We start from the raw sequence: 18,204 nt of genomic DNA, 5'->3' as shown, positions 1-18,204 counted from the left end.
TATTTTTTGGTAGTTCAGTCGCTGCTCTTTTTGCCTTCAGCCATCCCCATTGGGTTTCCGCTGCTTAAGGTAATGCTCTCCGCCACAGTGGAATCTGATTTAAGCGTATATTGGATAATGTCATCAGCTTTCAGGTCAGCTAAGCTGATCGTGTTCTCCTGACGCGTGCCATTGTCGAAGGTAACCGTTACAATTTTGGTATCAGCATCAATTGTAATATCTGTGGTTTCCTCGGAGAAGGTTTGCTGCATCCCGCCGCCCTGTGGTCCACCACCTTGTCCACCGCCGTCAGGGGCTCCGCCTTCCGGTATTCCCCCCTCTGGAGGTGTACCGTTTTCTGAGCCTTGATCACCTTCGGGTCTTTCCGGTGGAGTACCAGCCTGGCCGTTCTGCATATCGGCTCCAGCCGTATCTCCAGTGCCTTGTGCGGGCAGGGAAGGCACTTCTGACGTATAGATTGTAATTGTGTTGTCGCTAATACTCTTAATCTTGCCGAAATTCATGGACATGCCGGGTCTGCCGTTTTGTTGATTGCCGTTTCCTTGAGATTGCTGTGCCTCAGCGTTATCTGCGGGTGCCGTGTTCGCTTGGTTATTAGTAACAGCTGTTCCTTCGGACTCCGAATTGGTGCTGCAGCCAGCCAATAGTAGAGAAGCGAGTAGACTTCCTGAGATCATAATCGGTATTAATTTCTTCATTTATTTTCTCTCCTTAATAGTTTTAGATTGATTAGGAGAAATATATCAGACGGTTCTGAAAGGTTGCTTAAGATCAGCTGAAAGTTTGCCTAAAGAAATAGATCATGTAAATGCTATATAATAATCATATAAGTGGGATAAAACTCTACAAAGGTAAGTCATGGTAAGAGATAACCAACGTTCAGGAAAGAGGCAGTACATGAAGAATTTACTCGTAACAGGCTACCGTGCGCATGAGCTCGGTATTTTTGACAATAAGCATCCGGGAATTCCTTATATCAAAAAGGCGCTGTCTAACAGATTAAAGCCGCTAATTGAAGAAGGCGTCGAATGGATTATTACCCCCGGCCAGTATGGTGTCGATCTTTGGGCTTGTGAGGTGGTATGTGAACTCAAGACTCAATATCCTGAATTGAAATTGGGGATCATTACGGCGCATACTGGACAGGAAGAGAAGTGGAAGGAAGAGAAGCAGGAGGAATACCGACGTATTATTGCGGGTGCGGACTTTTGCAGGGCGGTCAGTAATGCCCCTTATGACGGCAGCTGGCAGTTCAGGGCCAGAGATGACTTGTTGTTCCGCAAAAGTGACGGGATATTGCTCTTTTATGATGAGGATGCGGCGGAAGGCAGCCCGAAGTTTTTTAAAGAACGAGCGCTGAAGCTGCATGCAGAGGGGGACTACGAGCTGTTTCTTATTCATTCTGATGAGATTCAAAATATTGCCGATGAAGAAAATCAGCGAGATTATGAATAAAGCTACGAACGAAGATATCGCGAAATAAAAAAGCCCGAATCGGCATTGGGAAATCACCGTTACGGGCTTTAGTTTCTATTTGAACGAGAGGCGGAGAATAGGATGAGTGAGGTCAATCAAGCAGATATTTGTTATGTTATTTTGCTTAGCCCGACGAATCAAGACCGTAGAGACATGGAGATTATTCGTGGTCATGTTAAGCATTTACAAGAGCTGGACCGTAAAGGACAATTAGTGCTGTGTGGTCCCTTTAGTGATTGTCCTGGCGGTATGGTTATTGTAAGAGCGAACTCACGCGAAGAAGCCGTTCTCCTTGCCGAAAAAGATCCTTACGTGCTGTCTGGCATTCGTAGCTATGAAGTGCGTACATGGAGTCTGTCCCATGAGGGAAACAGGCATTTAGGTATTGTTCCGCTCCAGGAATAGGTTTAATCAATGAAGCTTTTTAGCGAAGGTGCTTTTCGCACTTTGTAATGCTGCTCATAGGCATAGGCTAGCTTGATAAGCGTAGGCTCCTGATAAGCTTTTGCTGAGAAGGTTACACCAAAGGGAGCGCCGGCCGAAGTGTATCCAGAAGGAACGACGATGGACGGATATCCTGCTCTGGAAGTAATTCTGGCGCCAAAATCGGCAGGGAACAGCAGGGCATCCAGATTGTATTCTTTCATAGTGGCATCGATCCCTTCTTCCTTGCACAGCTTCAGGTCAGTCGCACGATGGCGTAAATATTGAGCTTCGCTTTGTGTGCCGGAGGAGGTATATTCCGCATCTATTAATGTAGCTTGACCAAATCTCAAAGTCTCCACAGGGTGTGCATGATTAAAATCAATAATATCCTTCAAGGTTCGCATAGGTGCTCCTGGGCCCAAATGAGATAAATAAGCATTCAGTGCTGTTTTGAATTCGTTTAATACCACCGAAGAGTAACTAATTTCGCGGGCGGTCTTAATATCCGCAGGATCAATGATGGTCGCTCCAAGCTCTCTCATTCTGTCGACGGAAGCGTTGAACAAAGCAAGCTGCTCATCTGTGAGCTCCTCAAAATAATAATCACGTGGTATCCCAATTCGAGCGCCCTGCAAACCATTCGGATCAAGGAATACAGTATAATCCTCGTGGATTTTACCTGTATTTGTTCCCATAGCTGCATCGTGATCCTTGCCCAGCATGGCGTTTAGCAGTAACACGGCATCATGAACGGTTCTAGCCATAGGGCCTGCGGTGTCTTGTGTATTGGAGAGCGGCAGGATTCCTGAACGGCTGAGCAGCCCCACGGTTGGCTTAATGCCGATGATGGAGCCCAAATTACCGGGATTAAGAATCGATCCCGAAGTTTCTGTGCCAACAGAGACCGTACAGAAATTACAAGCGACAGCTACTGCTGAACCCGCACTAGAGCCGCCGGTTGGCGTAGAAATATTGTAGGGGTTAAGGACTTGCCCGCCACGGGAGCTATAGCCGGAGGGCATGCCGTTCGTCATAAAATTGGCGAATTCGGTCATATTGGCTTTACCCATAATAATGGCGCCGGCTTCACGCAGCTTGGTAACTATAAACGCATCTTCCCCGGCAAAAGAATTCGCCAAAGCCAGCGAACCCGCACTTGTATGCATTTTGTCCCCAGTATTGATGTTATCTTTCAATAACACAGGTATCCCGTGCAGGGGGCCGCGTGGGCCATTAATTGCCCGTTCCACATCCAGAGATTCTGCGATAAACAACGCATCAGGATTAATCTCCAGTACAGAGTTAATCGTCAGGCCGTTTTTGTCGTGATCAGCAATGCGTTCATAATACATGAGAACTAGTTGTTTTGACGTAATTTCTCCGGCTTCTAATGCGGCTTGGATGTCCGGTATGGTGGCCTCTACGATTTCAAAACTCATATGCGTTCACGCTTCTTTCCCTCTAGGATATGGCTTCTCCTTCATCTAACCATAATTTGGGTGTCGTTGGTAGTTTTCTTTTTAGACTTACATTTTGATTGGCCATTTGATATATTCAGGTCTGCATTGTAATTTTTTTATTTTTCTAGATTAGGAGCTAAATTAAGAACATGAAAAACCACAACTTTGCTTCAAAAATTATCACTTTTTTTGTGGTGATGATAAGTTTTGCTGTTTTATCTTCAAGTCAAGCTTTTGCGGAAGACAGTGATCTCAAATGTTATTTGGACGGTAAGCAATTACATTTTAATGTAAGTCCTATACTGAAAGATGGAGTTACATACGTACCTATGCGGGCGATCTTTGAAGCTTTAGGCGCAACTATTAAATGGGATAATCATGCGAAGTCGGTCTCAGCGGTTAAAGGGGATATTAACATTAAGGGTATCAATTTTCAAAATAATACACTCGTCCCTTTAAGATTTATTAGCGAAGTGTTGGGTAGTAGTGTCACTTGGGATGAAGGTACAAAATCTATTTACATAACCTCACCAGTTGCCGAGGAGAAGATTATTGCCCCGGTCAACAGAACAATTTCAGTAGGAAGCCAAGAGCAATCAAAATCGTTATCAGATGAGAGAAACAGGTTTGTTATAAACGTAAAGCACTACGGAATTAAAAATAATCAGTTGTATAGCTTGCTCGAATTTTCTAACATGGATAATAAAGATATCTCAATAAATTTTAAGTCCGGTGATCAAAAAATCATAAAGACATTCTCAAAGGAAAAGGACCCCATGCCGACTCTGAAAATTGAAAATTGTACGGAAGTAACCCATAAAGTAGTTATCGATAATATTGGCGGGAATATATATAAAATCCCGGAATTTTCAGTTAATCAGGCGTGTGTCAGTTCCAACCAATCCCAACAAGATGCGCTTGAAGTATGGCGGAACAACAATTCCGGCCTCTCGGAATTAGGCAGTAACCTCGTGTCTGTCCGTAAATATATTCAAGATCAGACGGGTGGGCTGCAAAACTTTGTGATCCCAGCCAATAAAGCTGAACAGCTGATCTTGGTCGCCCCAGTTGGAGGGAAGGATAGGTTGGTTGTGGAGGGCAGTTATTTTGTAGGAGGTCTATCAAATAAGACTATAGAATTCCAACTAAATTATGAAGTGGTTTCTGAGCTCGATTTGGGTATTTATAGTTACATATATACGGAACCTGTATATTAAGGATCGTTTTATTAGAAAAGAGGTGTCCGAACGGCCAAAATAAATGGCTGCTCAGACACCTCTTTTGTTGTGAGTGTGTAGATTAAAGTCTGACAATTACTCCTGCGCTGCTGTAAATCCCTCTTCCGCTAAATATTCTTTAGCTTCCTCAAGCGTTTCAAACGCCATCTCCAGATTGAGGTCGGCATAGACATACCATAAATCATCCTCAAGCTTTAGGGTTAGGGTTTGGCCCTCATCATTAGTCCAGAGTGTATCGGCAGTTGCCGCAGCCTTTTTCTTTCTTTTGCTGGCTACAGGAGCATCAGGAATGTAAATAGACAGTGAGGTGATGGAGGCATCCAGCAAACTACGCAGCTCGGATTCCGAGTAGTCGCGAATATTCACGAAGCCCTTATCGTCTGTCTCGTAGCCCCGCAGTAAGCCTGCGAACACATAGCCATTACCATTTGGATGCAGGTGAAAAGCCACGGTTTTCTTATCATGCTGGCTTTCCTCGTAGTGATAGTTCACGCGCCCAAGGGATACATTTTTGCGTTCCAGCTGGGGATAAGAGTCGAGAATCGCTAATTTTTGTTCAAAAGTAAGCATATACAGCCTCCGGTTTTCGGTGTGATTGTGCACATGATTATACCATGTCGCTGGATCGTAGACTATTTTTTAATCATCAAGCGGCAGAGACAGCACGAAGGTGCAGCCTTTGTCTGAGTGCTCCTCAAGCACGAGGCTTCCGTTCATAGATTCGGCCAGCAGACGGCTGAAGGTTAGGCCGAGTCCCAGACCACGCAGTGTGCTCTGCTTATCGCTGCCCCGGAAGAAGGCTTCGAAGACATGCTCACTATGATTGGATGAGATGCCAAGCCCGTTATCTTGAACACGGATTTCGGCAAAGCCATGACCTTGCTGCTCCAGCAGGTCTATCGTAAGCTGCACCTTTCGATCCGGAGCTTTGGCTTGTACGCTGTTATTAAGTAGATTGACGATAATCTGCTGGATACGAAGGGAGTCCCCACGCAAAAATAAGGGATTAATCGGCATATGAAGCACGGGTTCAGCAACATCTTCCGCCTGTGTCAGTTTCCATTGATATACGATTTCTGATAGTAGTGGTACGGCATCCAGTCGGTCGTGACGAACAGAAACCATTCCTGCAGTCAGGGCATTGTAATCCAGAAGGTCGGCTACCATTCGCTGCAACCGTCCAGCCTCCAGCAGGGCAATATCCAGAAATTCCGCAGCTTCATCACCTTCAACGACCCCTTCGCGTACAGCATGCACCAAGCCTTTAATAGAAGTTACGGGTGTTTTCAGCTCATGGGAGACTCCGGCCAGCATTACGGCTCGAGACTGCTCAAATTGCTGTAATTTGCCTGCCATCTCTTCAAAAGACATCATCAGCTCATGAATTTCCCGCTCTTTAGCATCCTTATCTAGAACGATATCATAACGGCCATGGCTGATTTGAGCCGCAGCCTCGACTACCTTCTGAATGGGTTTTGCCAGTTTACGAGATAAGAGGTAAATGGTTAGCCAACTTAAGATGATTAGAAACAGCAGCAGTATGGAGAAAAATATGATCTCCTCCTGTGGAATATGCCGCAGCGATTTTTTGGATTGCAGGACAATAACCTGTCCCAGTGTTTTGTCATCCGAATTTATGGGAGCCACAGCAGCCTTAAACTCAGGACTGCGGGAGTCGTTCAGGCTATCATTTAGCTTATATCTCATTTCCTTGTCAGTTAGAGGTGGCAGGGAGAATAGCATTTGACCTTGTTGATCAGTAATGATCACGCACATCTCTATGGTTAACTTGAAAAACCGCTTCCGGTCTTCGATCAGTTTTTCGAGATTATGGCTGATTTCAATGGAGCCTTCCATATTTAAGCTGCGATCTGCAATCTCCTGTGCCAAAAGCCCCGCAGTCTGCAGACGATTGCTCATAGCCTCCTGACGGATCCACCATAATGTAGCTAAAGCTGTGAGGAGCAGGCCTACACTAATAATGAGCAGATAACGTATCGTCCAGTAAGAAAGGATAGAGGTACGTTTGGCGTTGTTTCTCTTTAAGTTGTCCATAATTGATATCCCGTCCCCCTTAGGGTACGGATTTCCCCCTCACTAGTAGGCCAGTGCGACAACGCTTGGCGTAGTCTTTTGATCGACAAATCTACCGCCCGGTCGCTTCCTTCATAATCCATTTCCCATACAAATTCTATTAATTGCTCACGCGTACAAATCTGATTAGGTCTTTCAGCGAGAAATAACAGCACTGACATATCCCGAGGACTAAGACTCAGCTCAGCCCCATTTAAAAAGACAGCACGTGCTGTGAAGTCGATAAACAAACTGCCATAATGCCGTTTACGGCTGCCATCAGACCACTGCGAGGGACGGCGTAAGACAGCGTTCACGCGTGCTACCACCTCCTCGGGAATAAAAGGTTTAGACATATAATCATCCGCACCACCGTCGAGGCCGGCTAGCCGGTCATTGATCCCATCTCTTGCCGTTAGCATGATCACAGGGCAGCTGCTTTTTTCACGGATGAGCTTAAGCAGTTCAAAGCCGTCCATGTTTGGCAGCATGATGTCTAGTAATACTAATGAAGGAGGAGATATAGCAAAAGACTCCAGCGCAGCGCGTCCATCGGCTACACGGGTGACTTGAAAGCCTGCTTTTTTCAGATAAGCACTGAGGACCCTAGAGATGGCTTCTTCATCTTCTACAACAAGAATGGATTTCGTCAAATTGGAGTACCTCCAGTCCATAAAATTTACGACAAGTTTAACACATCATAGCCCGTTCTGCTCTGACTTCTTCCCGACATATTGCTTTGTTAGAATGAGGGACGAGCTTGAAAGCATACAGAAATTATGAATATTGGAGGGAACAGGATGAAGAGAAAAAGAATAGCCTTGATCGCTGCAGGAGTTATTATCGTAGGAGTAGTCACAGGTTATACATTACTGGATAAATCGCTGGGCAATAATGTAGAGATCGAGTCCGTGATTCCAAATCAAGCAACCACAGCAGATGCTGGAGAGACAACAAATAACACTGGAGCATCAGCAGGGGTGGCGGTCACAGCCGAACAATTAAACGGGGATTGGACCCTTGGGGAAACCTCTAAAGTCTATTGGTCAGTGACGACCTCTAAAGAAACAGTAAACTTCGTAGACAACAAAGTTCAGGGTACCTGGAAGGTAAATATAGAGGATTCTACTTCGATGGCCGGGGAAGGGACAGTGGATATGAGCGCTCTGGATTCTGGCAATAGCCAACGGGACGAGCATGTAAAAGGAGAGGATTTTCTATCCGTTACGGAATTTCCACAATCCACGTTTGTAGTGAAGTCATTTTCGGAGCTGCCGGCAGAATGGACTGAAGGAGCAACTGTGCCTGTTGAAATGCAGGGGACGCTTACCGTAAAAGGAGTAGAAAAGGACGTCACCTTTCAGTCGCAAGCGGCGTATAGCGGGGGACAGTTGATGCTGTCGGGAACGACAACAGTGGCCTTTTCTGACTTTGGTCTAAGCAATCCCCACACCGTTGTGCTGGATACAGAAAATAATCTTGAGGTTCGCTTGGAGCTTGTGCTGACAAAATAGTAGCTCTTTCGTAAGGATAACGCTGCTGTGAAATTTATAGAGAGACTGTACTGAAGAGATTTTCCCAGGCCGTGTTGGCTTTTGGGAGAGTCTCTTTGGTTTGGAATGAATAGTATGTTTTAATAGTAGTATCTGTCGAATAACTAGCAATAGTGGAGGTGTTCTTTGTGATCAAGGTGGCGGCAGCAATTATACATAATGAAGAAGGGCAGATTCTTATTGCCCGGCGGCGGCAAGGTAAATCGCAGGCAGGTCTGTGGGAATTTCCTGGTGGCAAAATAGAGCAGGATGAGAGCATCGCAGAGTGTCTGCAAAGAGAGCTTCAGGAAGAGATGGGGATCACAATCCTTCCCTATGAGAGCTTTGGCATGAACGAGCATAACTATGGAGAGATAAAGATCCAATTGATTGCTTGGAAAGCGCGGTATCAGGGAGGTGTAATTGATCTGGTCGATCACGACGAACATAGGTGGGTGCTTCCGGCTGAACTGGATCAGTTCATGTTTGCTCCGGCAGATCTTCCTTTTGTAGAACGTCTAGTGATGGAATCAAAGCCGGATTGAAGGGAGATATAATATAATATAGAAGAAAGGAAGAGCTTAAATGCCTGTATATGAAAAGCTAGTGCGTGACGGCATCCCCGATTTGATAGCTTCTCAAGGTAAAGATTTTAACACAAGGATATTAGAGTCCAAAGAATACATAACTGAACTACGTAAAAAATTGCAAGAAGAGTCGAAGGAATATTTTCAGGCAGCAAGTGATGAAGAAGCTCTGGAGGAGCTTGCCGATATGATGGAAGTGATTCAGGCTCTGGCGGAGACACACGGGAGCAATAGCGTGGAGCTGGAGAAGCAACGTGCAGAGAAAGCTAAACGTCGCGGTGGATTTAAGAAGGGGATATATCTGATTGAAGTGGAAGGAGAATAACAGGGAGATTATTTTTCCGCACAAGGAGGGTAAAACGTTGTTCAAAACCAAACTGACGATGATCTTAAGCAGTGTGGTGGCCTTGATTCCTGTAGCTATTTATTTATTCCTTTATTCCAAAATGCCGGATACCGTGCCGATTCATTATGATGGGAACATGGCTGATCGATTTGTAAGTAAAGCTAGTCTGGAGGTTATTTTGCAAAGCGGGCTGGGTTGTTTGGGATTCATAATCATGAAGCTTTTACAGTTCCTTTTGCAAAAAGCGTTTATTCAAAGCTCTAACGAGCACTCAGCGGCCTTGAGCAAGATCTGGAATATTGCTATTTTGGTGGTGACGGTGGTGTTTGCTGGCATCAGTTCCTATACATTCATTAGAATGGTCTGATAGAATTAAAGAGACTTAGCAGAAGGATTAGGAGGAACATGCAAATGAAAATGGACAACGCTTACAAGGTGAGATGGGGAATTATTAGCACAGGCTGGATTGCTCATCAATTTGTTACTGATTTGGCGCATGCCAGTAATGGTGTGGCTTATGCCGTTGGGTCAAGATCTCAGGAAAGTGCCGATGAATTTGCTAAAAATCATGGGATTCCGCATGCCTATGCAACCTATGAGGAATTGCTGAATGACCCGAATGTAGACGCGGTATATATTGGAACGCCGCATCCTTTTCACAAAGAAAATGCTTTAATGGCGCTGCGTGCAGGCAAAGCTGTCCTGTGTGAGAAACCTTTTACCGTAAACAGCGGTGAATTGGAAGAAGTTGTGGCCTATGCTAGAGCACATAAGCTATTCCTGATGGAGGCAATGTGGAGTCGCTACATCCCGGCGATTGTGAAGGTTAGAGAATGGATTGCTGAGGGTAGAATCGGTGATGTTCGTTTGGTGAAGGCAGACCTAGGGTTTCGTACCGACTGGAATCCGGAAGGCAGATTGCTGAATCCGCAGCTGGGCGGGGGTGCGCTGCTGGATGTGGGGATTTATCCGGTTTCTTTTGCCTCCATGTTGTTTGGACCTCATCCTGAGTCTATTTCCAGCACAGTGCACATAGGTGAGACTGGAGTGGACGAGCATTTCTCGATGCTGTTGTCATATAGTAACGGGAAAACCGCTTCGTTGAACGGTGGTATTCGTCTTAACATGTTGGAGGAAGCGCATGTGTTTGGCACAGAAGGCCGTATTATTGTAGAGGGTACATTAGTGAACCCGAAATCGGCTGCGCTTTATATAGGAGATGAGAAGGTAGAGAGCTTTGTGGACGACCGTGCTTCTATTGGATATTGTTTTGAAGCGGAGGAAGTAGGACGTTGTCTTCAGGCGGGGCTTACAGAGAGTCCGGTGATGACATTGGATGAATCGTTAGCGATTCTGAAACTGCTGGATCAAGTGCGTGCACAGTGGGGGCTTAAATACCCTGGAGAGTAATTAAAATATAAATTAAACACCCCTCGGTGCAGTGCTACACAAGTAGCTCCGAGGGGTGTTGTTATATTAACTAAGCTGCGCTAGTTCTGATTATTGGCGTTTTTGCCTGCCTGAACCCAGCCGGCCACTTCAACGGTACGCTTCGCTTGATGAAAAACAGCGTCACGGATCCGATCCTGATCTTCGATCATTTTACCGTCTCCATCTACACTGACACTTGTTCCGTAAGGGTTGCCTCCCGCACCAAATGTGACTGGATCGGTATAACCGGGTGCTGCAACAATGGCTCCCCAGTGATACATCGACGTATAGAGTGCCAAAATCGTAGCTTCTTGTCCACCATGCGGGTTCTGTGCTGAGCTCATGGCGCTGACGACTTTGTTTACTGTTAGTCCTTTGCCCCAAATGCCACCGGTTGTATCAATGAACTGCTTCATCTGGGAAGCAATGTTACCGTAACGGGTTGGGGAACTGAAAATAATCGCATCCGCTTCGACTATATCGTCGGGTGTGGCGACTGGGATATCTTTTGTTTTCTCAGCTAGGGCTTTCATGGCTGGATTTGCTTGAATTTTGTCCTCGGGGACGAGTTCCTGCACCTTCAGCAGTTTTACCTCAGCTCCTGCTTTTTCTGCGCTTTCCGCGGCCCATTGTGCTAGCTGGTAGTTAGTTCCTGTGGCACTGTAGTAGATGACAGCTAATTTGATTTTTGGCATGCTGTAGTCATTCCCTTCGAGTGTAGTTCCATACTATTAATTACCCTAATGGTGTCTTTATAACCCAGAATGAAATCAATCTATTCGAACTGGACAGACAGATGTCCACTTTGCCTGTGTATACTAAGTTCAATCACAGGAAATGAGGGAGAATGGATGAATACTTATTTTGTAGAGAAAGCAAAAATGACCTTGGCGGGGGTTAGCATACGCACAACTAATGAAGCAGAAATGGGACCTGATGGAGGTTTGTCGCAGCTGTGGGAAACTTATTTTCAGAGTAATATTGCGGGGCAGATAGCTACGGTAAATCCTGAGTACATCTATGCTTTGTATACGGATTATGAGAGTGATGCGAGCGGAGCGTATACCGTTGTGATCGGGCATGAAGTAGCTGAGGAGAGACATTTAGAGGGAAGTCAGCTAGAGGAAGGCGAGCTAGAGGAAAGCGAACTAGAGGAAAGCAAGCTAGAGGAAAACGAGCTAGAGGAAAGCGAACTAGTGGAAAACCAGTTCACCTATGCGGCTGTACCGGAGAGCAAATACATGGTTTTTAAGACGAAAAAAGGTCCGGTATTTGAAGTAGTCGCGCAAGCGTGGGGGGAGATTTGGGCGTACTTTAAGGAGTCTGGGGAGGTAAGAACTTACACGGGGGATTTTGAGATTTATGATTCACGGAATTTCGACCCTGCTGACACGCAGGTTGAGATTTATATTGCGATTGAATAGATAGGGGAAGGATGGTTTTGTGTGCTTAGTGGGTTAAGTGCTTAAGCGGGAGATTTTTTAGGGAAAAGTGTTATAGGAAGTGTTATAGAAAAGTGTTTAAAGGGATGTGTTTTAAAGGGAAAAAGGGATTTAAGGGAGTTGCTTCTGATAGTAGTATCAAGCAGCTTGCGAGAGAAAGGGGGGCTGCCGAGAGGTAGTCCCTATTTTTGCTGACGTGCTAGGTACCGGGGAGAAGGGTTACTTGACGGTGGAAGAGAATATAAACAGCTTAAAATTCTCGGGATGTGTTGTTAATCCTTGCTGAGGCTTGCATTTAGGCAGACGGGGGGAGACATAAGAAAAGCCCTAGAGTATATATACTTAACTAATGTGTCTGCGGAAAAATATACGATAAAAATCCCGTAGATTTGCTGGATTGGGTAGAAGTGGCGGGGATGTACGGTAAAAATCCCGTAGATTTGCTGGATTGGGCAGAAGTGGCGGGGATGTACGGTAAAAATCCCGTAGATTTGCTGGGTTGGGCCAAAGTGGCGGAAATGTACGGTAAAAATACTCTACATCAGCTGCATAACGTCGAATTAGTCAGAAATAAGAGCAAAAGTGCCCTACATTAGCGGTATCGAGCCAAAGTAGCAAGAAAGAGAGGCAAAAGTGCTCTACCTTAGCCGTCCCAAGCCAAAGTAGCAAGAAACAAAGGCAAAAATGCCTTACATTTGCTCCACCGAGCCAAAGTAGCAAGAAAGAGAGGCAAAAGTGCTCTACATTAGCCGCACCAAGCCAAAGTAGCAAGAAAGAGAGGCAAAAGTGCTCTACATTAGCCGCCCCGAGCTAAAGTAGCAAGAAAGAGAGGCGAAAGTGCTCTACATTAGCCGCCCCGAGCCAAAGTAGCAATAAAGAGAGACAAAAATGCCTAGGCAAACGCCGCTTGGACCTAGTCAAAGTTAGTTTGATGGAGGAGCTATTGGAGTGGGTATTGTTAATGGAGTTAATGCACTTTTGGAACTGATCCAGTTGGTGAAACTAACGGAGTTGATAGAGCTAATGTAACTATAGAAGTTAATGTAGTCGGCAAAGCTAGTTAGTTAAGCAAATGTGGTTGATGGAACTGAGATGATTGGTGAAGCTGTTGTAGTTCATGTAGTTCATGTAGTTCATGTAGTTCATGGAACTCATTGAGTCGGCGGATCCGATAGAGTTGAGTAGAGATGACCAATTAGCCAACACACAAATATACAGAAATGGAGAATGCCAAATGGGAAAACAATTTACCTCTATACTACCTGTACATGAAGAGTTTATTCTTCGGCAGCATCTTTTTTTCGTAGGGTCGGCGCCGCTTTCAGAAGATGGGCATGTTAACCTTTCGCCGAAGGGACATGATTGTTTTCGGATATTGTCTCCTAATCAGGTGGCTTATCTAGACATGACTGGCAGCGGTAATGAGACGAGCGCGCATCTGCTGGAAAATGGAAGAGTGACGGTTATGTTTTGTGCGTTTGAGGGGCCGCCTAATATTTTAAGACTGTATGGAACAGGGGCTGTGATTTTGCCTGAATCAGCAGAATGGGAAACACTGTCCCCTTTGTTTACATCTCTGCCTGGAGCTAGACAGATCATTTTGATAGATGTTCATAAAGTACAGACTTCCTGCGGATTTTCGGTCCCATTCATGAGTTATGAGGGTGAGCGGGATACGTTGCAGCGTTGGTCTATCCAAAAGGGTGAGGCAGGGCTGAGAGAATATAGACAAGAGAAAAACACAAAGAGTATAGACGGGCTACCCACACCTCTTGGACAAAAAAACTGACCAGACAGGAGTTCCCATTCTCATGGTCAGCAGAAGGAGCGTACTATCTGTAGGGATTGTTTACCCAAGTCGTTCAAAGTTGTCTGCTTCGTATATGTACACCCAAGTCGCTATAGTTGCTTGACTACTCATTATAAATGTTCACTAGGTGGATACAGTGTATGCTATAAACCATTACATTCGATCTCATTAGGCAAAGTAATAAGCTAATTGAACGCAACAAGTAATCCCGTAATCCGTAATCCTGTAACCTGTAATCCCGTAATCAAAAAAATGAAGGACATAAGGGTGACGATTCATTTGGCATCCCATTGGAGGTTTTTTTAGAGTGTCTTTCCCTATTTAATAGTCTATTAAACTTATTGCTTTTACTGTTATTTCTATCATCGCATGCTCGTTTATTTAAACTTATAATGAAGGCGATGGGATGGGCTGCTTTTCCATCAATCATCGTTTACATTCTCATGTAGAAATCATTTGAAACGTAGATTAATAAACGGACAAAGGAGATACAGCATGCTGCCATCACTCACATTTCTTAAACGTCAATTAGAGGGAATTTTACGCAATAAATTTGCACAGGGGCATCAAACCTCGGGTTATTTATCCAAGCTGGAACAGCTTCCCGCAAGCTATGATGCCTATCTGGAATTCGCTCATAGCTTGGTTGCCATCCCAATGAGGGAAGATTGGCCTTACTATGAACCAAACGATTTACAAGAGATATGGCAGGAATGCGATCCGGCACGACCTTTAGGCCAGGTCGGCATCTTGAATCTTAAGGATAGCTCCAAGCGTGTGGAGGCGGGATTCCTCGCTTCAGTCTGTGGTTCAATGCTAGGCAAACCGATTGAGGTAAACCCCAGCTTGTCGGAATTGCGTAAAGCTTTAACTTCTGTAGGGGAATGGCCACTGAATGATTACATTTCTGATGAAGTTCTCCATGCTTTGGATCGTCGACATTGGTCTTGGTTTGAGACGACGCGGGGGCGAATTCGTTATGTGGCACCTGATGATGATATCAATTACACATTAATGGGAATGATGGCGTTAGAACAATTTGGCGACGGTTTTACGAAAAGAAATTTAAGAGATTTATGGATAAATCATCTTCCGATAAGTACTACTTGGGGGCCGGAGAGGACCATCTTGCTTCGATCGGGGATTAGCTATTTGGAGCATGATAGAGAACTATTCAATCATTCTGAAATAGAGGCTTGGCCCGACTTCATGGTGCAAGATACAGAACTATGCGGAGCAGCGATTCGCGCAGATGCTTACGGTTATGCCTGCCCCGGTCAACCCGCTCTTGCCGCTGAGCTAGCTTGGCGTGATGCAAGTTTTACACATCGCCGGACGGGGATCTACGCCACGATGTTCATCGCCGCTGCGATTGCAGTTGCGCAAGTGCTGCGCGATCCTATTAAAATAATAAGTACTGCACTGCGATTCGTACCTAGAAGGAGCCGATTCTATGAAATTACTCAGGATTGCCTGCAGAAGGTAGCGAATGCAGATAACTGGCTGGAAGCTTATCAGAGCATTAACCATAAGTATGCAAATTATAGTCACTGTCAGGTTTATCAGGAAATAGGTACCTTAATTAATACATTTCGATTTGCAGACAATGTCGGTGACGGGATATGCAAGCAGGTGATGCAAGGCAACGATACGGACAGCTTTGGAGCAACAGCAGGCTCTCTGCTCGGGGTTTATTTCGGTTCTGACAGCCTGGAAACAAGATGGCTTGAGCCTTTCCAAGACCGGATTCATACGGGATTATCTAATTTTCATGAGCAAAAGCTATCCCGTTTGGCTGAGCGGATGGGGCGTTTGCCAGAGCTGTTGCATACTCACCAACATCGAATTGAACCCAGCGAGCTCTATGTAAACGAGAACACCGATTTAAACCTTTGAATTTGATTTCATCAAAAAAATGGTTAAGATATCTGTTACTACGGTTCACAATTTTATTCCCTTGGAGTGTTTGTGGGACCTATATAGAAGTGCTTTAGAAATTAAAAGTGCCAATTGAGTAGCTGAGTAAAAGTCACCGTGCTTAATGCAATACGACATTATCCCGTAACAGGTTACTTTTTGATTTTTTTCATCTATCCATAGACTGCTAGTACATGGAAAAAAAGACACCAACCCCCGGTTAGTGTCTTTTTGTCTAGCAACAGGTACTGCTAACAATTGCAAATTTGCTTGAAGATGTTACATCAAACGTAGATCACATAAGGGATGATGCGTAACCAATGGTGTGAAAGCGTCTAGAGCAGATTACTTGAAAGTTCAATGGATTGTTAAAAACATCCACAATAGGTAAATTAATGAGACTTAGACTACAGGATAATTACGAATGATTAACGAGCTATGTGATCTTCATGGCATTACGTACCTATTAACCATCGAAGCGCTGTCCAATGCTAGTTGTTATAAGTGGTGGAGCTTACAGGATCGTCGAGCCGACACAAAGACAAGGTTATCCCGTATGCCGTATGCCGTATGCCGTATGCCGTATGCCGTATGCCGTATCCCAAATCCCTACCGCCCAAAGCTCATGCTACCCACGGATTCCACTATAAACACAGGCACATATTGCTCGCCTATGTCTGTTCCAACGAGCTCATATCCATTCTGATATTGGCCACTAATTAACGCGTTACCTGTAACGGAACCCACTTCTCCTTGGAGCAAAATATAAATCCCATCCGAGTAAGCAAGACTATTGCCGAAGTTATCTACGATGATCTCACAATGAAAAGAGACCTTTTCAAAAGGATGAGTGGTAAGATCCGCAGCTGAGATTACAGCATACTCCTGAACAATCTCCGCGAATTGATAGCTGCCGTCTACTTTACGGTAAAGTGCCGTTTGCCCGTCAACACCGTCTCCAAGATCCGCATTAGGCACGAGAATAGAGTCATCCGGCTGCAGTTCATAACTATCACCAGCTAAAGAAAATAACTGCGAAATACCATTCGATTTCATCTCATATGCTGTGAAAAGGGTGCGTCCACCTTCAACCTCAGATTGGGCTAAAACTACAGGTACACCTGAAGAAGTTGCCAACTGTTCATTAAAAGTAAGACTGCGCAGACTCTCGAAGCGTGGCAAGCTGTTTCCGGTTAATGTGACCACATTGTCGTCGTTATTCATCGCGGCATAATAGAGCACGCCACTATTATCCGTCCCGGCAACGATCACTTTTGTGCCCAATAGTCCTTTGCGGGAGATGACGTTGTTGTATTTGTCTTGCTCTTCACCGCCAGGAAGGAGGCGAACAGGCTCTGCGATATTCCAAGCCAGCCTAGCAGCGGCAATGTTTGTCGAAGTATCTTCTAGCGGGGCAAGATCTCCGTATAATTGTATCGCTTCAGCATATTGACCTTTAGTTGTCAGACGTTTGGCGTTTTTTAGTAGCTTAGCCTTACTAGTATCGATCAAAGTCAGCACCTTGGATGACGTGATGCCTGCCGATCCTGCAAAATTACGATAAGCTACAGCATGCCCAGCAAAAGCTGTGATATTGTCACCTTCAAGATCTTTGTTCAGGATGATCTTCCCGCTGCTTTCTGCTTGTTGAAGTACCCAAGGAGCTTCGTAATTATGCTGGCTATAAGCACTCATCAGGGACAGGGTGCTTTCCAGCATGCCGGTAAAGTTTCCTGCTCCTGCTAAGGATTTTAATATAGCTGTGTCATGGCTTTTAAACTTTGAGGCTAGTAAATCCTCTTTGGAAGCTGCACTTCCATAATAAGCATCAGGAATCTGCAAAAGATTCCATTTGAAGTTCTCTTCATTACTCACCCCTCCGCTCTGGTTCTGGGCAAGATCGGCAAGGAACTGCTCCTTAAACTGACGGAAATAAGAGGTGAACTGGTCTGAAATGCCTGAGGCCGACGATAACTGGCGATAATAGGATTCATAGGGACCGCCTGGCTTCATATATGTAGCTTTTAAACTGAGCAGAGCTTGATAGCTTTTCATAAATCCGGCAAAATCCTTAGTCGCTGCTTCCTCCTTAGTAGAGGCTACCAAATCATTCAGAACTTTGCGGATGTCTGTGATTGGAGCTAATTCATCCAGACGTTTTGCGACTCTTTCTTCCTGGTAATCAATGGAATAGTTGGCCGCTGCTTGACGGTACTGATCCTCTGCATTAATCAGATCCCCGGCAGCGTAGAGACGGTCGGCTTCTTTGGTGATTTGTATTTTATCTGCGATGAGAAAAACCTTCTGTCCAAGCAGCACAAGCATGCATATACACAAAATGATCATAAAGTTTCGCAGGGTTATTAATTGTTTGAACGTCATATAGAGTAGCCTCTTTTTTCAAAATATAAGAAAGCCTAAGAAAGTATAAGTTTTACGGTATACATCATCCTTATATTTCTTTGA

The 18,204-nt window shown here is 45.0% G+C and carries 19 protein-coding genes; 12 read left to right on the top strand and 7 right to left on the bottom strand.

Annotated elements, in window-relative coordinates:
* Positions 1 to 14: 14 nt before the first annotated feature.
* Positions 15 to 698: a hypothetical protein gene (locus tag MKY14_RS22970; RefSeq protein ID WP_076302818.1), complete on the bottom strand. Its 684-nt coding sequence runs from the start codon at positions 696 to 698 to the stop codon at positions 15 to 17.
* A 199-nt stretch (positions 699 to 897) separates the two neighbouring features.
* On the opposite strand from MKY14_RS22970, the gene MKY14_RS22965 reads away from it, so the two are divergent.
* Together MKY14_RS22965 and MKY14_RS22960 are read left to right on the top strand one after the other, a co-directional pair.
* Positions 898 to 1,455: a DUF1273 domain-containing protein gene (locus MKY14_RS22965; protein WP_036680784.1), complete on the top strand. Its 558-nt coding sequence runs from the start codon at positions 898 to 900 to the stop codon at positions 1,453 to 1,455.
* Positions 1,456 to 1,557: 102 nt separating this feature from the next.
* Positions 1,558 to 1,881, top strand: a complete 324-nt coding sequence (locus tag MKY14_RS22960; RefSeq protein WP_051491142.1) for a YciI family protein — start codon at positions 1,558 to 1,560, stop codon at positions 1,879 to 1,881.
* 2 nt (positions 1,882 to 1,883) lie between these two features.
* Here MKY14_RS22960 and MKY14_RS22955 read toward each other — a convergent pair whose 3' ends face one another.
* Positions 1,884 to 3,341, bottom strand: coding sequence for an amidase family protein (locus MKY14_RS22955; RefSeq protein ID WP_340977406.1), 1,458 nt, complete (start codon positions 3,339 to 3,341; stop codon positions 1,884 to 1,886).
* 170 nt (positions 3,342 to 3,511) lie between these two features.
* Between MKY14_RS22955 and MKY14_RS22950 the strand changes: the two genes are divergently transcribed.
* Complete coding sequence (locus MKY14_RS22950; protein ID WP_340977403.1) at positions 3,512 to 4,579, top strand: copper amine oxidase N-terminal domain-containing protein; 1,068 nt, start codon at positions 3,512 to 3,514, stop codon at positions 4,577 to 4,579.
* A 96-nt stretch (positions 4,580 to 4,675) separates the two neighbouring features.
* Here the strand turns inward: MKY14_RS22950 and MKY14_RS22945 are convergent, their stop codons facing one another.
* From MKY14_RS22945 to MKY14_RS22935, 3 genes are all read right to left on the bottom strand, one after another.
* Entirely contained in the window at positions 4,676 to 5,170 is a 495-nt protein-coding gene (locus tag MKY14_RS22945; protein WP_076099543.1) for a hypothetical protein, read from the bottom strand.
* Positions 5,171 to 5,239: 69 nt separating this feature from the next.
* Positions 5,240 to 6,655 (bottom strand): HAMP domain-containing sensor histidine kinase, encoded by a 1,416-nt coding sequence (locus tag MKY14_RS22940; RefSeq protein ID WP_340977401.1) that lies wholly within the window; start codon positions 6,653 to 6,655, stop codon positions 5,240 to 5,242.
* A complete protein-coding gene (locus MKY14_RS22935) occupies positions 6,643 to 7,347 on the bottom strand; it encodes a response regulator transcription factor (protein WP_036680796.1) in 705 nt (234 codons plus the stop codon). Before MKY14_RS22935 ends, MKY14_RS22940 begins: the two co-directional genes overlap by 13 nt.
* 126 nt (positions 7,348 to 7,473) lie before the next feature.
* Between MKY14_RS22935 and MKY14_RS22930 the strand changes: the two genes are divergently transcribed.
* The 5 genes from MKY14_RS22930 to MKY14_RS22910 all read left to right on the top strand — a co-directional run bounded on the left by MKY14_RS22930 (position 7,474) and on the right by MKY14_RS22910 (position 10,548).
* Positions 7,474 to 8,187 (top strand): YceI family protein, encoded by a 714-nt coding sequence (locus MKY14_RS22930; protein WP_076194409.1) that lies wholly within the window; start codon positions 7,474 to 7,476, stop codon positions 8,185 to 8,187.
* 167 nt (positions 8,188 to 8,354) lie between these two features.
* Positions 8,355 to 8,750, top strand: coding sequence for an 8-oxo-dGTP diphosphatase MutT (gene mutT, locus MKY14_RS22925; protein WP_076185009.1), 396 nt, complete (start codon positions 8,355 to 8,357; stop codon positions 8,748 to 8,750).
* A 40-nt stretch (positions 8,751 to 8,790) separates the two neighbouring features.
* Positions 8,791 to 9,117, top strand: a complete 327-nt coding sequence (locus tag MKY14_RS22920) for a nucleoside triphosphate pyrophosphohydrolase (RefSeq protein WP_076194412.1) — start codon at positions 8,791 to 8,793, stop codon at positions 9,115 to 9,117.
* 37 nt (positions 9,118 to 9,154) lie between these two features.
* A complete protein-coding gene (locus MKY14_RS22915; RefSeq protein WP_081387265.1) occupies positions 9,155 to 9,505 on the top strand; it encodes a DUF1648 domain-containing protein in 351 nt (116 codons plus the stop codon).
* A gap of 44 nt (positions 9,506 to 9,549) precedes the next feature.
* Positions 9,550 to 10,548 carry a Gfo/Idh/MocA family protein gene (locus tag MKY14_RS22910; RefSeq protein WP_445669878.1) on the top strand — a complete coding sequence of 333 codons (999 nt, stop codon included), beginning with the start codon at positions 9,550 to 9,552 and terminating at the stop codon, positions 10,546 to 10,548.
* Positions 10,549 to 10,628: 80 nt separating this feature from the next.
* Here the strand turns inward: MKY14_RS22910 and wrbA are convergent, their stop codons facing one another.
* On the bottom strand, positions 10,629 to 11,264 hold the full coding sequence (wrbA, locus tag MKY14_RS22905) for an NAD(P)H:quinone oxidoreductase type IV (protein ID WP_076129597.1): 636 nt from the start codon (positions 11,262 to 11,264) through the stop codon (positions 10,629 to 10,631).
* A gap of 156 nt (positions 11,265 to 11,420) precedes the next feature.
* Between wrbA and MKY14_RS22900 the strand changes: the two genes are divergently transcribed.
* From MKY14_RS22900 to MKY14_RS22885, 4 genes are all read left to right on the top strand, one after another.
* Positions 11,421 to 11,993, top strand: a complete 573-nt coding sequence (locus MKY14_RS22900) for a GyrI-like domain-containing protein (protein WP_340977400.1) — start codon at positions 11,421 to 11,423, stop codon at positions 11,991 to 11,993.
* Positions 11,994 to 12,427: 434 nt separating this feature from the next.
* Positions 12,428 to 12,607, top strand: a complete 180-nt coding sequence (locus MKY14_RS22895; RefSeq protein ID WP_340393392.1) for a hypothetical protein — start codon at positions 12,428 to 12,430, stop codon at positions 12,605 to 12,607.
* 638 nt (positions 12,608 to 13,245) lie between these two features.
* Positions 13,246 to 13,800, top strand: coding sequence for a pyridoxamine 5'-phosphate oxidase family protein (locus MKY14_RS22890; RefSeq protein ID WP_340977397.1), 555 nt, complete (start codon positions 13,246 to 13,248; stop codon positions 13,798 to 13,800).
* 516 nt (positions 13,801 to 14,316) lie between these two features.
* Positions 14,317 to 15,717: an ADP-ribosylglycohydrolase family protein gene (locus tag MKY14_RS22885; protein ID WP_340977395.1), complete on the top strand. Its 1,401-nt coding sequence runs from the start codon at positions 14,317 to 14,319 to the stop codon at positions 15,715 to 15,717.
* Between the two features lie 630 nt (positions 15,718 to 16,347).
* Here the strand turns inward: MKY14_RS22885 and MKY14_RS22880 are convergent.
* On the bottom strand, positions 16,348 to 18,120 hold the full coding sequence (locus tag MKY14_RS22880; protein WP_340977393.1) for a hypothetical protein: 1,773 nt from the start codon (positions 18,118 to 18,120) through the stop codon (positions 16,348 to 16,350).
* Positions 18,121 to 18,204: the final 84 nt, after the last annotated feature.

The organism is Paenibacillus sp. FSL R5-0887 (genome assembly GCF_038002305.1).
Classification (GTDB): domain Bacteria; phylum Bacillota; class Bacilli; order Paenibacillales; family Paenibacillaceae; genus Paenibacillus_AQ; species Paenibacillus_AQ odorifer.
Note: the sequence above shows the minus strand (reverse complement) of the source record. Positions and strands in the feature narration are given on the sequence as shown.

What these genes read in the sequence shown, in the direction of transcription:
- MKY14_RS22955 (WP_340977406.1), bottom strand. Translation starts at nt 3,341, where the DNA reads ATGAGTTTTGAAATCGTAGAGGCCACCATACCGGACATCCAAGCCGCA.
- MKY14_RS22880 (WP_340977393.1), bottom strand. Translation starts at nt 18,120, where the DNA reads ATGACGTTCAAACAATTAATAACCCTGCGAAACTTTATGATCATTTTG.
- MKY14_RS22945 (WP_076099543.1), bottom strand. Translation starts at nt 5,170, where the DNA reads ATGCTTACTTTTGAACAAAAATTAGCGATTCTCGACTCTTATCCCCAG.
- MKY14_RS22970 (WP_076302818.1), bottom strand. Translation starts at nt 698, where the DNA reads ATGAAGAAATTAATACCGATTATGATCTCAGGAAGTCTACTCGCTTCT.
- MKY14_RS22885 (WP_340977395.1), top strand. Translation starts at nt 14,317, where the DNA reads ATGCTGCCATCACTCACATTTCTTAAACGTCAATTAGAGGGAATTTTA.
- MKY14_RS22895 (WP_340393392.1), top strand. Translation starts at nt 12,428, where the DNA reads ATGTACGGTAAAAATCCCGTAGATTTGCTGGATTGGGCAGAAGTGGCG.
- MKY14_RS22960 (WP_051491142.1), top strand. Translation starts at nt 1,558, where the DNA reads ATGAGTGAGGTCAATCAAGCAGATATTTGTTATGTTATTTTGCTTAGC.
- wrbA (WP_076129597.1), bottom strand. Translation starts at nt 11,264, where the DNA reads ATGCCAAAAATCAAATTAGCTGTCATCTACTACAGTGCCACAGGAACT.
- MKY14_RS22930 (WP_076194409.1), top strand. Translation starts at nt 7,474, where the DNA reads ATGAAGAGAAAAAGAATAGCCTTGATCGCTGCAGGAGTTATTATCGTA.
- MKY14_RS22940 (WP_340977401.1), bottom strand. Translation starts at nt 6,655, where the DNA reads ATGGACAACTTAAAGAGAAACAACGCCAAACGTACCTCTATCCTTTCT.
- MKY14_RS22950 (WP_340977403.1), top strand. Translation starts at nt 3,512, where the DNA reads ATGAAAAACCACAACTTTGCTTCAAAAATTATCACTTTTTTTGTGGTG.
- MKY14_RS22910 (WP_445669878.1), top strand. Translation starts at nt 9,550, where the DNA reads ATGAAAATGGACAACGCTTACAAGGTGAGATGGGGAATTATTAGCACA.
- MKY14_RS22900 (WP_340977400.1), top strand. Translation starts at nt 11,421, where the DNA reads ATGAATACTTATTTTGTAGAGAAAGCAAAAATGACCTTGGCGGGGGTT.
- MKY14_RS22920 (WP_076194412.1), top strand. Translation starts at nt 8,791, where the DNA reads ATGCCTGTATATGAAAAGCTAGTGCGTGACGGCATCCCCGATTTGATA.
- MKY14_RS22935 (WP_036680796.1), bottom strand. Translation starts at nt 7,347, where the DNA reads ATGGACTGGAGGTACTCCAATTTGACGAAATCCATTCTTGTTGTAGAA.
- MKY14_RS22965 (WP_036680784.1), top strand. Translation starts at nt 898, where the DNA reads ATGAAGAATTTACTCGTAACAGGCTACCGTGCGCATGAGCTCGGTATT.
- MKY14_RS22890 (WP_340977397.1), top strand. Translation starts at nt 13,246, where the DNA reads ATGGGAAAACAATTTACCTCTATACTACCTGTACATGAAGAGTTTATT.